Origin of the sequence: uncultured Roseobacter sp. (assembly GCF_947492555.1) — a bacterium.
In the GTDB taxonomy this organism is placed as follows: Bacteria; Pseudomonadota; Alphaproteobacteria; order Rhodobacterales; family Rhodobacteraceae; genus Roseobacter.
This window is the reverse complement of record NZ_CANLNE010000003.1, coordinates 1,122,900-1,138,151: the sequence shown is the minus strand read 5'-3', so window position 1 is coordinate 1,138,151 and position 15,252 is coordinate 1,122,900. Positions and strand designations below refer to the sequence as shown.

The 15,252-nt window shown below is 60.5% G+C and carries 15 protein-coding genes; 7 read left to right on the top strand and 8 right to left on the bottom strand.

Annotation, left to right across the window (positions count from 1 at the left end):
* Nucleotides 1-250: 250 nt before the first annotated feature.
* From Q1A07_RS18750 to Q1A07_RS18740, 3 genes are all read left to right on the top strand, one after another.
* Nucleotides 251-1,252: a DctP family TRAP transporter solute-binding subunit gene (locus Q1A07_RS18750; RefSeq protein ID WP_299783525.1), complete on the top strand. Its 1,002-nt coding sequence runs from the start codon at nucleotides 251-253 to the stop codon at nucleotides 1,250-1,252.
* A 71-nt stretch (nucleotides 1,253-1,323) separates the two neighbouring features.
* Entirely contained in the window at nucleotides 1,324-2,004 is a 681-nt protein-coding gene (locus Q1A07_RS18745) for a TRAP transporter small permease (RefSeq protein WP_299783524.1), read from the top strand.
* Nucleotides 2,005-2,007: 3 nt separating this feature from the next.
* Nucleotides 2,008-3,387: a TRAP transporter large permease gene (locus Q1A07_RS18740; RefSeq protein ID WP_299783523.1), complete on the top strand. Its 1,380-nt coding sequence runs from the start codon at nucleotides 2,008-2,010 to the stop codon at nucleotides 3,385-3,387.
* A gap of 64 nt (nucleotides 3,388-3,451) precedes the next feature.
* Here Q1A07_RS18740 and tpiA read toward each other — a convergent pair whose 3' ends face one another.
* The gene (tpiA, locus tag Q1A07_RS18735; protein ID WP_299783522.1) at nucleotides 3,452-4,198 is read right to left on the bottom strand and encodes a triose-phosphate isomerase; all 747 of its coding nucleotides are present in this window, start codon (nucleotides 4,196-4,198) and stop codon (nucleotides 3,452-3,454) included.
* A gap of 128 nt (nucleotides 4,199-4,326) precedes the next feature.
* On the opposite strand from tpiA, the gene Q1A07_RS18730 reads away from it, so the two are divergent.
* Complete coding sequence (locus Q1A07_RS18730) at nucleotides 4,327-5,253, top strand: 2-oxoglutarate and iron-dependent oxygenase domain-containing protein (RefSeq protein ID WP_299783521.1); 927 nt, start codon at nucleotides 4,327-4,329, stop codon at nucleotides 5,251-5,253.
* On the opposite strand, the gene Q1A07_RS18725 is transcribed toward Q1A07_RS18730, so the two are convergent.
* From Q1A07_RS18725 to Q1A07_RS18715, 3 genes are read right to left on the bottom strand one after another with little or no spacing between them, the layout of a single operon-like run.
* On the bottom strand, nucleotides 5,236-5,580 hold the full coding sequence (locus Q1A07_RS18725; RefSeq protein WP_195821841.1) for an iron-sulfur cluster assembly accessory protein: 345 nt from the start codon (nucleotides 5,578-5,580) through the stop codon (nucleotides 5,236-5,238). The two genes, Q1A07_RS18730 and Q1A07_RS18725, sit on opposite strands and share 18 nt — an antisense overlap.
* 23 nt (nucleotides 5,581-5,603) lie before the next feature.
* Nucleotides 5,604-6,170: a sugar O-acetyltransferase gene (locus tag Q1A07_RS18720; protein ID WP_299783520.1), complete on the bottom strand. Its 567-nt coding sequence runs from the start codon at nucleotides 6,168-6,170 to the stop codon at nucleotides 5,604-5,606.
* Between the two features lie 9 nt (nucleotides 6,171-6,179).
* The gene (locus tag Q1A07_RS18715; RefSeq protein ID WP_299783519.1) at nucleotides 6,180-6,542 is read right to left on the bottom strand and encodes an SUF system Fe-S cluster assembly protein; all 363 of its coding nucleotides are present in this window, start codon (nucleotides 6,540-6,542) and stop codon (nucleotides 6,180-6,182) included.
* Between the two features lie 848 nt (nucleotides 6,543-7,390).
* On the opposite strand from Q1A07_RS18715, the gene Q1A07_RS18710 reads away from it, so the two are divergent.
* Nucleotides 7,391-9,193: an NAD(P)/FAD-dependent oxidoreductase gene (locus tag Q1A07_RS18710; RefSeq protein ID WP_299783518.1), complete on the top strand. Its 1,803-nt coding sequence runs from the start codon at nucleotides 7,391-7,393 to the stop codon at nucleotides 9,191-9,193.
* Between the two features lie 186 nt (nucleotides 9,194-9,379).
* Here the strand turns inward: Q1A07_RS18710 and Q1A07_RS18705 are convergent, their stop codons facing one another.
* The 4 genes from Q1A07_RS18705 to Q1A07_RS18690 form a co-directional block, all read right to left on the bottom strand.
* Nucleotides 9,380-10,159: a universal stress protein gene (locus Q1A07_RS18705; protein WP_299783517.1), complete on the bottom strand. Its 780-nt coding sequence runs from the start codon at nucleotides 10,157-10,159 to the stop codon at nucleotides 9,380-9,382.
* 262 nt (nucleotides 10,160-10,421) lie between these two features.
* Nucleotides 10,422-11,804, bottom strand: coding sequence for a 30S ribosomal protein S6--L-glutamate ligase (gene rimK / locus Q1A07_RS18700; protein WP_299783516.1), 1,383 nt, complete (start codon nucleotides 11,802-11,804; stop codon nucleotides 10,422-10,424).
* 177 nt (nucleotides 11,805-11,981) lie between these two features.
* A complete protein-coding gene (locus tag Q1A07_RS18695; RefSeq protein WP_299783515.1) occupies nucleotides 11,982-12,257 on the bottom strand; it encodes a hypothetical protein in 276 nt (91 codons plus the stop codon).
* Complete coding sequence (locus Q1A07_RS18690; RefSeq protein WP_299783514.1) at nucleotides 12,254-13,150, bottom strand: SPFH domain-containing protein; 897 nt, start codon at nucleotides 13,148-13,150, stop codon at nucleotides 12,254-12,256. Before Q1A07_RS18690 ends, Q1A07_RS18695 begins: the two co-directional genes overlap by 4 nt.
* A 114-nt stretch (nucleotides 13,151-13,264) precedes the next feature.
* On the opposite strand from Q1A07_RS18690, the gene tgt reads away from it, so the two are divergent.
* Nucleotides 13,265-14,392 (top strand): tRNA guanosine(34) transglycosylase Tgt, encoded by a 1,128-nt coding sequence (gene tgt, locus Q1A07_RS18685; protein ID WP_299783574.1) that lies wholly within the window; start codon nucleotides 13,265-13,267, stop codon nucleotides 14,390-14,392.
* A 103-nt stretch (nucleotides 14,393-14,495) separates the two neighbouring features.
* A complete protein-coding gene (locus Q1A07_RS18680) occupies nucleotides 14,496-15,182 on the top strand; it encodes a methyl-accepting chemotaxis protein (RefSeq protein ID WP_299783513.1) in 687 nt (228 codons plus the stop codon).
* The last annotated feature ends 70 nt before the right edge of the window (nucleotides 15,183-15,252 follow it).

Here is a 15,252-nt window from a genome sequence, read left to right as displayed (position 1 = left end):
GTGCGGAATTTCGCACAAACTGTATTACTCTTGTGCGGCTTGCCGCACTCGGACCTTTGGTGGCTTCTTGAAATCGACATGAGCTATCAAAAACAACACTCTGAAATAAAGTAATAAACAGGCAGATTTTGCGCCCTTCCGTATAGTGCTTGCTCTTAGGCGCTCGAACCGGTTTGATATTCACTAGCGCATCGCTCTGCGGTGCCCGATCCAAGGAAGAAAAATCAAAACGTTTCTGGGAGGAAACCACATGAGAATAGTAACCGCTGCCCTGACGGCGCTGACCCTGTCGGTGAGCGCCTCTGCTGTCGCTGCTGCCTGTGATGACGGCGAGATCGTCATCAAGTTCAGCCACGTGACCAACACCGACCGTCACCCCAAAGGCATTGCCGCATCCCTGCTGCAGGAACGGGTGAATGAGGAAATGAACGGCAAGGCCTGTATGGAGGTCTTCCCGAACTCCACGCTTTACAACGATGACCAGGTGCTGGAGGCGCTGCTGCAGGGCGATGTGCAGATGGCCGCGCCGTCCCTGTCGAAATTCGAGCAGTTCACCAAGGTGTTCCGCATCTTCGATCTGCCCTTCATGTTCAAGAACATCGATGCGGTGGACGCGTTCCAGACCTCCGATACCGGCCAGGCGATGAAGGAATCGATGACCCGCCGCGGTCTGATCGGCCTTGCGTTCTGGCATAACGGCATGAAGCAGATGTCGGCAAACGTGCCGCTCAACAGCCCAACCGACGCCAATGGCCTGAAGTTCCGCGTGCAGAATTCCGACGTGCTCAAGGCACAGATGGCTGCTCTTGGCGGCTCGCCCCAGCCGATGGCTTTCTCGGAAGTTTATGGCGCGTTGCAGACCGGCGTTGTCGACGGGCAGGAGAACACATGGTCGAATATCTATGGCCAGAAGTTCTTTGAAGTGCAGGACGGTATCACCGAAACCAACCACGGGATCATCGACTATATGGTCGTGACCTCCACCGACTGGTGGGACAGCCTGGACGCGGATGTGCGAGACCAGCTGGCCACGATCGTGACCGAGGTGACCGAAGTCCGTAACGCTGAATCCACCGCCGTAAACGCTCAGGCCAAGGCGGCGATCATCGAGGCCGGCGGCGTGGTGCGCGAGCTGGACGCGGCGGCCCGCGAGGAATGGGTCGCCACGATGAAACCCGTCTGGGACCAGTTCAAGGATGACGTCGGTCAGGAAAACATCGACGCGGCACAGTCGATCAACGCCGGGTTCTGAAAACTGAACTGATACGCTGCCCGGTCCCCGATGGTGGGGGCCGGGCGGCTTTTTAAAGGGGGGAGGGACGCATGGCGCATTCCTATGAGGCACAGACAACGCTGGGCCGGATCGTGAATGAAATCGAGGAGACCGCGATTGCGTTGATCCTCGGGCTGATGACCATCCTGACCTTCATCAACGTGGTGCTGCGGTACGGGTTCAACACCGGCATCATCTGGGGGCTGGAGGCGGTGACCTTCCTCTTTGCCTGGCTGGTGCTTTTCGGGGTGAGCTACGCGGTCAAGGTGACGGCCCATCTGGGTGTCGATGCCGTCATCAACCTCTTTTCTCGTCCAACCCGGCAGATTCTGGCGCTGATCGCCGCCGCGGTCTGCATCAGCTATGCCTTCCTCGTGTTCAAAGGGGCATGGGACTACTGGGCACCCTTTGCCGGGTTCGATGCCACCTCCGGGCGCTGGTTCCCGACGGGCTTTGAGAACAGCCGGGATCAGGCCTGGTACGAGGTCGTCGACATGCCGATGCCGGAGTGGCTGCGCTGGATCGAGCCGATTTTCAACCAGGGCGAGGAATACGAGAAAATCCCGCGCTTCATCCCCTATGCAATGCTGCCCTTTGGCATGGCGCTGCTGCTTTTCCGCTTTGTTCAGGCCACGGTTCGCCTGATGCGGGGCACCCAGACCAGCCTGATCGTCAGCCACGAAGCCGAAGACGCCATCGAAGACGTCAAGCACCTGAACGCGGAGCGCTAAACCATGGAAGTTGCAATTCTTTTCACCATGGTGGTGGGTCTGATGCTGATCGGTGTGCCGATTGCCGTGAGCCTTGGCATGTCCTCCATCGTCTTTTTGCTGGCGCTTAGCGATACCTCGCTGGCTTCGATTGCGCAGACCTTGTTTCAGGCGATGGCGGGGCATTACACGCTGCTGGCCATTCCATTCTTCATCCTTGCGTCCTCCTTCATGTCGACGGGCGGTGTGGCGCGGCGGATCATCCGCTTTTCCATCGCTCTTGTGGGGCATTTCCCGGGCGGGCTGGCGATTGCAGGGGTCTTTGCCTGTATGCTCTTTGCGGCGCTCTCCGGGTCATCGCCCGCCACGGTTGTGGCCATCGGCTCCATCGTGATCGCGGGCATGCGGCAGGTCGGCTACACCAAGGATTTCGCGGCCGGTGTCATCGCCAATGCCGGGACACTTGGCATCCTCATTCCGCCTTCGATTGTCATGGTTGTCTATGCCTCCGCCACAGATGTCTCCGTCGGGCGGATGTTTCTGGCCGGTGTGATCCCGGGCCTGATGGCGGGCACCATGCTGATGGTGACCATCTACATCATCGCCAAGCTGCGCGACCTGCCGAAAGGCGAATGGCGCGGCTGGGGAGAGGTCATCGACAGCGGGTTGGAAGCGGGCTGGGGACTGTTCCTGATCGTGATCATCCTGGGTGGCATCTATGGCGGTATCTTCACGCCGACAGAGGCGGCTGCGGTGGCTGCGGTCTATGCCTTCTTCATCGCCAGTTTCGTCTACCGGGACATGGGGCCGCTACATGTCGACGGCGAGGACACGCGCAACCTCACGCTGCTGCAGAAGCCGCTGGCGCTGGTCACCGCGTTTGTTCACCGCGACACCAAGAACACGCTTTTTGAAGCGGGCAAGCTGACCGTGACGTTGATGTTCATCATCGCCAATGCGCTGATCCTGAAGCACGTGCTGACGGATGAGCAGATCCCGCAGCAGATCGCCAGTGCCATGCTGGACGCGGGCTTTGGGCCGGTGGTGTTCCTGGTGATCGTGAACGTGATCCTGCTGATCGGCGGGCAGTTCATGGAGCCGTCGGGGCTGCTTGTGATTGTGGCGCCGCTGGTGTTTCCGATTGCGATTGAACTGGGCATCGATCCCATTCACCTCGGGATTATCATGGTGGTGAACATGGAGATCGGGATGATCACGCCACCAGTGGGTCTGAACCTCTTTGTCACCTCCGGTGTGGCCAACATGCCGATGTGGGCCGTGGTCAAGGCGGCGCTGCCGTTCACGGCGGTGCTCTTTGTGTTCCTGATCATGGTGACCTATATCCCGATCATCAGCACGTGGTTGCCGACGCTGGTGATGGGACCGGAGATCATCATTCAATAGGAGGGTGGGGGCGCTGCCCCCGCGCTGCGCGCTCCCCCGGGATATTTGATGCCAGAAGAAGGGCTCAGCTCTCCGCCAAGGCTTCGATGATGGGGGAGAAATCCTCCTCCGTGAGGCTCGCACCGCCGACAAGGGCGCCATCCACATCGCCGAGGGCAAAGATGTCCGCGGCGTTGTTCGGCTTTACCGATCCGCCGTAGAGCAGGCGCATGCTCTCGGCATCCTCGCCGAACCGTGCGCGCAGCTCGGTGCGCATCAGCGCATGCACGTCGGCAATCTGCTCCATGCTGGGAATTTTACCGGTGCCGATGGCCCAGATGGGTTCATAGGCCACCACAAGTGTCTTGCCCGCACTGCCTTCCGGCACCGAGCCCTTGAGCTGCGTCTTGATCACGTCGAGCGCCTCGCCAGCCTCGCGCTGGTCCAGGCTTTCGCCGATGCAGACAATCGCGGTGAGCCCGGCGGCTTGGGCGGCCTGCGCCTTGGCTGCCACCTGGGCATCCGTCTCGCCATAGGCCTCGCGCCGTTCCGAGTGACCCACGATGACATACGTCGCGCCGATCTCGGCAATCATTGCGGCGGACTGTTCGCCGGTATAGGCGCCCTTTTCCTCGGCGTGGCAGTTCTGGGCGCCGATCTGGACGGGGCTGCCGGCGGTGTTGTTCAGCGCGGGGGCAAGCAGCGGGGCAGGCGGGCAGATCAGCACGTCGCAGGGGCATTCGGGATGCTTCAGCTTGAGCTTGCCGATCATGTCGAGACCCGGGATCGAGCCGTTCATTTTCCAGTTGCCTGCTGCCAGTTTACGCCGCATGTGTCTCTCCTGAAGGTTGTCACAGCCTTGGTAGCAGGGCGACCGGTCGGCGGCAATTGGCCCTGCGCCACTTGCGCGCCGCATGTGTCTGTGGCAGGGCCGCGGGGCAGGCAGATGGAGGTCTTCTCATGATCCCGAGACTAGATGCGGCGTTGATGGCGGCGGGCGATCCCGAAACGATGGCAGAGCTGCAGGAGGCGGCCACCGGCACCGGGTTTTTCACCGTGCACAACACCGCGATCAGTGCAGAGCGGATGCAGGTCGTCCTGGCCTGCTACCGTGCATTCTTTCGCCTGCCAGAGGCGGAAAAATCCCGGATCGACATGGCCAGGACCGGGGCCAACCGAGGGTGGGGGGCGGCAGGCTCCGAGCAGGTCGATCCCGATGCGAACCCCGACTACAAGCAGTTTTTCGACAGCGGTTTTCTTTTGCCTGCGGGCGATCCGCGCCGGGACCTCGCCGTCTATGCCCCGAACAGATGGCCCGACACACCGGTTGAATTCCGGGATGAGATCGAAAGCTATTATCGGGAGGCCTGCGCGGTTGCGATGGACATCCTGCGCGCGATTGCGCGTGCCATCGGCGCGGCGGAGACATATTTCGACGGGGCGTTTGACACGCCCATGGCCCTGCTGCGCGGCAACTTCTATCCCGAGCGTCCCGCCTGGGCCACGGCGCGGGATTTTGGCATCGCGACCCATACGGACTATGGCTGCCTGACCCTGCTGGCCACTGATGGTTCACCGGGGCTTGAGGTGCGCAAGCGGGGCGGCGGCTGGATCCCCGTCTCCGCGCCGCCAGGGGAATTCGTTATCAACTTTGGTGAAATGATGGAGATGTGGACCGCCGGACGTGTCCGCGCGACACCGCACCGGGTGATTGGCAGCGATCACGAACGCATCTCTGTGCCGCTGTTCTTCAACCCGTCCTACGATACCAATGTGGCGCCGATGGGATCAGGTGAGGTGATCAAGGCAGGGGAACATCTGACGAAGCGGTTTTCAGAGACCTACGTGCATCTGCAGGATCAGGGCCAATCAGCCGAACTTGATTGATTCCCCGCAGCCGCAGGCTTCGGTCACGTTGGGGTTGCGGAACTTGAAGCCGCTTTCGAGCAGTGACGTCTCGTAGTCGATCTCGGTCCCGAAGAGGAACATCTGCGCCATGGGGGCGATCATCACGCGCGCGCCGTCCTGTTCGACAATCTCGTCGTTGGGATCGGTCGCCTCGACGTACTCCATGGTGTATTCCATGCCCGCACAGCCGCCTTTCTTGACGCCAATGCGCAACCCCGCATGACCTGCGGAGGTCATGAGTTTCGCCACCTGTGCGGCGGCCTTCGGTGTAAGCGTAACGGCCTGCTTGCCGGGAATGCCAAACATCGCTGTGCTCCTTTGAACCTAATCTATGTAGTCGGGCCGCGCGGGACAAGCGGTCTCGCCGGATTTCCGGCAACAGTGACACCGGATGGCACATCCCGCGTGACCACGGCACCGGCGCCGATCACGGCATCATCGCCGATGGTGATACCGGGCAGGATCAGGGCCCCGCCGCCGATCCAGACATTGCGCCCAATTTCAATGGGTTGGCCAAACTCAAGCCCGGCATCACGGCTTGCGGCATCACGCGGGTGATCGGCGGTGAGGATCTGCACCATCGGTCCCACTTGCGTCATATCCCCGATCCGGATGGGGCAGACGTCGAGCAGCACACAACCGTAGTTGAAAAAGACATCCGACCCCAGGTGGATGTTGTACCCGTAGTCGACATAAAAGGGTATGCGGATGGAGCAACTTGAACCGCGCGACCCAAGCCATTGATCCAGAACATCTTTGCGTTCATCTGCGTCCGAGACGATTGTGCCGTTGTAGCGCCGTTGCAGGGCTTGGCTTGCGGCACGTTCCCGTACAAGCTCTGCGTCGCCGGGCCGGTAGAGCGCCCCTGCGATCATCTTATCTTTTTCTGTTGTCATGCTGGGGTCTTACATGAAGCCCAATTCAAGCCGCGCCTCGTCCGACATCATATCCATGCCCCAGGGCGGTTCCCAGACAAGCTCGACATCAACCTGCTTCACACCGGGCAGAGGTTCCACCGCATCGGCCACCCAGCCAGGCATTTCGCCCGCGACGGGACAGCCGGGTGCGGTCAGCGACATTTTGATCGCCACTTCATTTTCGCCGCTGATATCAATGGTGTAGATCAGGCCTAGTTCGTAGATATTCACCGGAATTTCGGGATCATAGACGGTACGGCAGGCTTCGACGACCTGCTCATAGAGCGGGTGATCGGTCGATGAGGGCGCAATCAGGGGCGCACCTTCCAGCGGTTCGGGGGAATTGTTCATCGAGGGCCTCTCTTATTCCTTAGTGTTTTATATAGGAATCACGACGGGAGCGTAAAGGGGGCGGTCAGTGATTGTGCGGCGACATCTGGGATGGATGGTGCGGGACACGGAGTTTTTCAGTGAAGGAGACGGATATTGGCTGCAAATAGTTTTGTCCAAGCAGGCTAAAGCTGCTTGCAAGGTTTTCGGTTACATCAACACAGTTCCCGCCCGTGCGGCGCGTCCGGCTCGCCAGCCAACCGGAAGCCATGTCTCGCGGGAGGCCATGATTGATGGCATGGTTCCGACCCGTGTCCAATGATGGGAAAGCGCGCGATCTCCTGGCGCTCTACTTGCCGTCTCGCGCACAGAACGCCGCCGGGGATGCAGTGGGACACCAAAGGGCTTCAATCGTTGCCAGAACTTTGGAGTTGGACCGGTCGTCGCCTTCATGCGGCAAAACGTTCAAACGGGCTCCCGGCAACACGTCGGTGTCAAAGGTCTAAGCGCGCCCAAATGTCCGCAAGCAAACGGATCGGAGGTTCTTGCGTTCGACACTGGCGTCTCTACATCCTTAGCATAAACGGGCACCTATGCCCCTGCAGTGCTGATGGAACCGGACACAGGCAGTCGATCATCAAACAGCATTCTGTCTGCGGCTGGCCCAAGCTGGGTGTCCGGGAGAAGCGTTTTTCTGTCGCCGCGCCCCTGTGTGCGGCTTTGTCAGCCTTCTTCGGGATACTGCAACGCGCTGCTGTCTTACGGTGGCGCTTGGCCGGAGCCGCCGAAACGGCGCTCACTCACAGGAATATGTCGCCTGTACGCATCAATTCTGCCAAACTCGGACCAGTCTAGCGGGAGGTGGATGCATGCTTGACACGACGATTAATGACCAAGTGACTGATTTTCTGGACAGATTTGGAGCGGCCCTGGCGGCCGAAGAGATCGATGCTGCGGTCGCGATGTTCCAGACCGATTGCTTTTGGCGCGATCTGGTCAGCTTTACGTGGAACATCAAGACGATGGAAGGGCAGGATCCGGTGCGCGATATGTTGAGCGCGCAGCTTGGTGCCACCAAGCCATCGGCCTGGAAAATCGCCGATGGTGAATTGCCCACAGAGGAGGGGGGCATCATCACCGCGTGGATCAGTTTCGAGACTGGTGTCGCGCGAGGGTATGGGTTGGTACGGCTCAAGGATGGGCTGATCTGGACGCTGCTGACAACGATGGTCGAGCTGAAGGGCTACGAAGAGCCGCTGGGCTATGAACGACCTTTGGGGGCCAAGCACGGTGCTGGAAAACACCGGCTCACATGGGCCGAAGAGATCGAGAAAGAGCGGACAGAGCTTGGCTACAAGACACAGCCCTATACGGTGATCATTGGTGGCGGGCAGGGCGGCATCGCACTTGGCGCGCGGCTGCGGCAGCTTGGCGTGCCCACGATCATCGTGGAGAAGAATGACAAGCCGGGGGATTCATGGCGCAACCGCTACAAATCGCTCTGCCTGCATGACCCGGTCTGGTACGACCATCTGCCCTATTTGCCCTTCCCGCCGAACTGGCCCGTCTTTGCGCCCAAGGACAAGATCGGTGACTGGTTGGAGATGTACACCAAGATCATGGAGCTGAATTACTGGACCAGCTCGACGGTTGAGAAAGCCGAGTGGGATGCGGGTGCTGGCGAGTGGGTCGTCAAGGTGGACCGGGATGGCGAAGAGGTCGTGCTGCGGCCCACGCAGCTTGTCTTTGCCACCGGCATGTCGGGCAAGGCAAATGTGCCGAACTTCCCGGGCATGGAGCGGTTCAAGGGGGATCAGCACCATTCCAGCAAGCACCCCGGCCCGGACGCCTACAAAGGCAAGAAGGCGGTGGTCATCGGATCGAACAATTCCGCGCATGACATCTGCGCCGCCCTTTGGGAGGCGGATGTGGATGTGACCATGGTGCAGCGGTCGTCCACCCATATCGTACGCTCGGAGCCCTTGATGGAGATCGGTCTGGGAGATCTTTATTCCGAACGCGCGGTGGAGGCTGGGGTCACGCACCATAAGGCGGACCTGATCTTTGCCTCGCTGCCCTACAAAATCCTGCATGAATTCCAGATCCCGGTTTACGACAAGATCAAGGAGGTGGATGCAGCGTTTTATGCGGGACTTGAGAAGGCGGGCTTTCAGCTGGATTGGGGCGCGGACGAGTCCGGGCTGTTCATGAAGTACCTGCGACGGGGGTCAGGCTATTACATCGATGTCGGTGCCAGCCAGCTGATCATCGACGGCAAGATCAAGCTCAAGGCCGGGCAGGTCACTGAGGTGGTCGAGGACGGTGTGGTGCTCGACGATGGCACCAAGCTGGAGGCGGATGTGATCGTCTATGCCACCGGCTATGGCTCGATGAACGGCTGGGTTGCGGACCTTATTGACCAGGAGACCGCAGACCGTGTTGGCAAGGTCTGGGGGCTGGGTTCGGACACGCCCAAGGACCCGGGGCCTTGGGAAGGTGAACAGCGCAATATGTGGAAGCCGACACAGGTCGAGAACCTGTGGATGCATGGCGGCAACCTGCATCAGTCGCGACATTACTCGCAGTTCCTGTCGCTGCAGATCAAGGCCCGGATGGAGGGTATCGACACCCCCGTCCATGGGTTGCAGGACGTATATCACAACGGGCGGTGAGCCCGCTGCCGCGCAAAGGCCGGGTTGTCGTATAATCCGGACCGTATGGGGTTGATTGATAGTAAGATGCTCATAAACGTGAGGGTTGGCGCGATGCTTTTGTCGCGTCAGTCTTCAACCGACCGCAAAGACGTAGAGTCAGGCTGCGTTTCCGAAGGCAGGCACTGTCATTGGGTAAAACCCGTTCTATTTTGCAATCAGAAGATCACAGGGCGGATTGCGGATCAGTCCCGCCGTGAACCCACCCAGGATGTATCTGCCGGCGCTGGAACGCGTATGTCCGCCAATCGCCAGCAGATCGTAGTCGCCGTCTTTCATGATAGTCTCCAACGCATCGGCGGCGCTGGCTTCAACAAAGACCGGGTCGGGCAGACCCTCGGGCAGCGGGTTCATGGCTTTCCACGTCTCGTACTCCTGCTCGGTTTCCTTGCGGAACGACACTTCATGCGCATTGAAAATCGTGAGGTCGGCCTGCGGGGCGAGCATCGGAATTTTCCGCAACGCTGTGGCGCAGACCTCGGATAGGGCGACGCCGCTTAGAACATGGCTGTAGTCGTGATCTGCCTGTCCGGCGACAAGGAGCACAGGTATGTCGCTCGACCTGATCAGATGCTCCATGGTCGTTTCCCGAATCTGGTCCAGAAACTTCCGTCGGCGATGAAGACCGACAACCAGCAGGTCAGCCTTGGTGCTCTCAGTCACCGCGCCGATGATCTCAATCGCGTCGCCGACGTCAACCGTGACGGTGACCGCGATATCCCGATCTTTCGCATCTGCCGCCACTTGTTCGGCCAGCAGCGTCTTGGCCCCTACCTGCACCTGGTTCGACAGGTTGGCGGGGATGGCTTCGTCTACCACATGCAGCACGGTCAGTTCGGCGTTCGTGTCAGCAGCCAGATTGACGGCGCGGCTCAACGCCTGTCGTGACCGGTCTGACAGGTCACTTGCAACAACAATGCTTTTCATGATCCTGATGCTCCCCCGCGCCCATTTTTCGGCATGCCTTTCATCTAGGAACCTTCTGGCGCGGCACAAGATGCAGGTGCACTCTATCGGTTCGGTTTGGTCGCGGAGTGTGGGCAGGGCGCACGTCGGTGATCACATCGGACCGCCCGTGCGGCATGTTTCTTATGAACATCGGCCGTTCTACACCCCAATGTCTGGAAACGTGAAGCCGTGCTGGCCCAAAAAGACTTGGTGGCCCGACGGTTGTGGCGTGACTTTAAAGTTAGCTTCGTGCGCGTTTGCGCACGGGTTGCGGTTTCACGCGGGCTTCAATCTCGTCATAGAGTTTGCCGACGATATCCTTGCCGGTTGCCGTTTCGATACCTTCGAAACCGGGGGAGGAGTTGACCTCCAAAACCTTGGGCCCGCTCTCTGAGCGCAGCAGGTCCACGCCGGCCTTGCCGAGGCCAAAGGCGCGCGCGGCGCGCACGGCGGTGTCGCGTTCTGCCTTGGTGATCCGCACCACTTTGGCCGACCCGCCCCGATGCAGGTTGGAGCGAAAGTCACCTTCCGCGCCGGTGCGTTTCATTGCTGCCACGACCTTTCCAGCGATCACGAGGCAGCGGATGTCTTCTCCAGCGGCCTCTTTAACGAAATCCTGCACAAGGAAGTTCGCCTTGAGCCCGCGAAAGGCGTCGATGACCGATTCCGCGGCTTTCTTGGTCTCTGCCAGCACGACGCCCTTGCCTTGGGTCGATTCCAGGAGTTTCACGATCAGCGGGGCGGTGCCCACGAGGCCCATCAGGTTTGAAGTGTCCTTGGGCGAGGCGGCAAAAGCCGTGGTGGGCATGCCGATTTTCTTGGAGGCCAGGATCTGATGCGCGTGCAGCTTGTCGCGGCTGGCGGTGATGCCCGCCGAGCCGTTCACGCAATAGGTGCCGATGGTCTCAAACTGGCGGATGATCGCGGTGCCGTAGGAGGTGACGGAGGCCCCGATGCGCGGGATTACCGCGTCGTAGCGGGGCAGGCGCTTGCCGTCGTAGTGCACCTCGGGCGCCATGGCGTTGATCGCCATATAGCAGCGTGTGGTGTTGATCACCTCGACGGTGTGACCACGCGCCTCGCCAACCTCGACGAGGCGGCGGGTCGAATAATTATCCTCGCGGCTGAGCACGGCGATGCGCAGAGCACGTTTGGGCGCGCGACGTTTCAGCGCGGCGGTGTGGTAGTCATCGTAGCTCAGCTCCGGCTGCAGGTGCTTTTCCGTGGGCGAGATCGAGATGTGATCGCTCAGCGCCTGACGGCCCAGCAACATGCGCGAGGACATGCTGGCGCGGTTGGTCAGGGTGATCTCAATGGGCCAGCTTTGATCCGCCACACTCAGAGTGGAGGCAATTACGAAGCGTTGCTCAGCCTCGCCATTCGAAGAAGTCACCTCACGCCGATCCACGAGCGGGGCGGAACAGGTGATGGCCATATCTGCGCGCCCCGCGATGGGGTGCACATTGAAACGCACCTTGGGGTGTTTGGCGGGACCGAAGACCTCGATGTCGTGGGCGTGCAGCGCCGAAGTGCGCGCGCCGGTGTCCACCTTGGCCTTGACCGCAGGCAAGCCAAGGTCGGGCAGCGACACCCATTCTTCCCAACCAAACGTGAGCTTTTCCATCAAACATCCCCCTTTTTAGTTGTCGGCTGGGGTAGCAGGTGACCAGGCTGATCTCAACCGGAGGGCTTTAGCAAAAGAAATATGCCTCCGGCGGGGATATTTGCAGCCAAGAGAAGACAGGCCGGCTTCTTCTGGCCCGAAATATCCCGGGGTATGGGGCGGCGCCCCATGAAACCCTCAGTTGTCGTTAATGTCCTGATGTACGATTTTGGCGCCGGAGGACTGTTTGCGGAAGGCCATGCGCAGGCCGATCCACGCCACCAGCGACAGGCCGCCAAAGATCGCCAGCAGGGCCGGGGCGCTGAGACCGGGGGTTGCAAAAATGATCCCCACCATCGCCAGAGCGCCAATCGCAAAGCCGAGGAAGATGAACCCGGGGACCAGCACTTCAATCACCGCCAGCGCAAGGGCGGCGGCGGTCCAGACCCACCAGAGGTTCAGAAGCTCGCTCATGCGCCACGACCTTTGAGCATCTTGAAGGCGTCGCCGAAGGCCTCAATGGCCTGCGTCGGCACCACGATGGTCTGCTTGCCGTCGCCTGCGCCAAGCGCGTTGAGCGATTCCACCTGTTTCAGCGCGATCTGGTATTGCGCCGCCTCGAGCCCGTTTTCGTTGATGGCCTGAGCGACCACCTGGGTCGCATAGGCTTCGGCATCGGCGAGAATGCGGCGGGCCTTGGCGGTCTGCTCGGAGGCATATAGCTCGGCGTCGGCAGCCAGTTCCACGGCGCGTTTGGAGCCTTCGGCCTCTGTGACCTGTGCGCGACGGGCGCGCTCGGCGTTGAGCTGCTGCAGCATCGCATCGCGGGTGGCCTGGTCGAGGTTCACGTCGAGGATTTCGGCGCGGGTCACTTCGATGCCCCAATCGTCCACCGCGTCCTCGACCAGCGCTTTGATCGTGGTGATCAGCTGCGCGCGGTTGGCCTGCACATCATCCAGATCCATCTTGCCAATTTCCGCCCGAACGATTCCGGCGACGGTGGTGGCAATGGCCGCGTCCACATCGCGGATGCGGTAGACGGTACGTTCCGGCTCGGTGATGCGGTAGAAGACCGATGTTTCGACCTGCACCAGCACGTTGTCCTTGGTGATCGCGTCCTGGCTCGCGTTGGGCAGCTGCCGCTCGAGGATGGAGATTTCATGGGCCACGCGGTCGATGAAGGGCACGATCAGGTTGATCCCTGGCCCAAGCACCGCGCGCAGGCGACCAAAACGCTCGATCACGTATTTTTCCGACTGCGGCACGATCTTGACCGCCTTGACGATCAGAACGATGAAGAGCGCGGCCAGCAGCAGGAAGACCAGCGAGCTTTCGATCAGCGAGATGATCAGGGTTTCAATATCCAAGGCAGGCACTTTCTCTGATAATTTCCTTGTTGTCATAGGTGACGCCTCATGCGTCAGATTGCAAGTTCAGGCGTGGGGCGGTATCGCGCTGAGCAGGCGAAAAAGGATGATGCGATGCAGCGGTTCAGCTTTGCAAAAGAGGGCAGCGACGGGAAGGCACGGGTTGGTGTGATCTCGACCCCGCGGGGCGACATCCGCACGCCGGCCTTCATGCCGGTGGGCACTGCGGCGACGGTCAAGGCGATGATGCCCACGTCCGTGCGCGAAACCGGCGCGGATATCCTGCTGGGCAACACCTATCACCTGATGCTGCGCCCGACGGCAGAACGGATCGACCGCCTGGGCGGGTTGCACAGGTTCATGAACTGGGAACGACCGATCCTGACTGATTCCGGGGGCTTTCAGGTCATGAGCCTGGCCGCGCTGCGCAAGCTCACCGAGCGCGGCGTGACCTTCAAGAGCCACATCGACGGGTCCAAACACGAAATCACGCCGGAGCGCTCGATGGAGATCCAGCGGCTGCTGGGCTCCGACATCGTGATGTGTTTCGATGAATGCCCGGCGCTGCCGGCGGAGCGTGGCGTGATCGCGGAGTCGATGCGGCTCTCGATGCGGTGGGCGCAGCGCTCGCGCGAGGCTTTCGGAGATCGCCCGGGCCATGCGCTCTTTGGCATCCAGCAGGGCGGGCTGGAAGAGGACTTCCGGGCCGAAAGTGCGGCAGCGCTGACCGAGATCGGGTTTGACGGATATGCCGTCGGGGGGCTGGCCGTAGGGGAAGGGCAGGAGGCGATGTTCGGCTGCTTGGATTTTGCCGCAGATCAGCTGCCCGAGGACAAGCCGCGCTATCTTATGGGGGTCGGCAAGCCCGATGACATCGTGGGCGCCGTGAAGCGCGGCATCGACATGATGGATTGCGTGTTGCCGAGCCGGTCGGGGCGCACCGGGCAGGTGTTCACCCGGCGCGGGGTGGTCAACATCAAGAACGCGCGGCACGCCGATGATCCGCGCCCGCTGGATGAGGATTGCCGCTGTCCGGCATGCCGCAGCTACAGTCGCGCCTATCTGCACCATGTGTTCCGCAGTCAGGAGATCATCTCGTCGATGCTGCTGACCTGGCACAACCTGACCTACTACCAGGACCTGATGCAGGGGATGCGGGAGGCCGTAAGCGAGGGCCGTTTTATAGCGTGGGAGAGAGCCTTTCACGCAGGCCGGGCCGAGGGCGATATCGAGCCGCTTTAGGCCAGCATTTTCCGTGTGTTTTTGTAACAGCGGATGCGCAACTTAACGCAAGCTTAACCGGTGGCAGCCTAGATAACAGCCGTATTGTATCGGAGTTGCCCAGATGTCCTCGAAATCAAAGAATGCCACTTCTGAAAATCAGGTGACGCTGGAACGCACTCTGCATCTCATTCTGTCAAAGATCGCCCCTGTCCGCGTGGCAGCCATGCAAATCCTGATCCATCACATGGAGGCTGAAGCCGAAGGGGAGCAGCATGTCACTGCTGAGGACTTCACCGATGCGGTGCGGAAAATTCAGGAGGGGTGTGCCACGGCGCGTGCCCTCGAAAGCGACCATCTGGCACCGCATGGTGTGAGCCTGCCGGAGAGCCTCGCCAAGCAGCTGTCCGACATGATGGAAGCGCTGGAAGAGTTGGACAGGATCATCAGCCGGTGCACCGTGTCGGAGGGTGAAGTGCGCGGGTTTCGTCCGGTTGGCAACATGTATGATTTGTGCTGCACGCGTGTTGCAAAAGGTGTCAGCGCCTTCAGCGCGGAGCTGGGCACCTTCTTCCTGGAGCTCAACGACAAGGGGCGCGCGGACGTCAAGGATCATACCAGTACCATTGCCATGGAGATCGGCAAGATCGGACGGGTGATCAACATGGTGGCGACCAATGCGTCGATTGAGGCCGCACGGGTCGGCGATTTGGGCAAGGGCTTCACCGTGATTGCAGATGAAGTAAAAACCTTGTCCGCCCGCGTCTCGTCCTTGTCAGTCTCGTTGACGGACCGTCAAAAGCTGAATTAGGGGCTTTTGGGTATGCTTCGGGCGTGATTTGAAGGCTTGTGATTCCCGGCTTCTCTGGCCATGCTGGAGT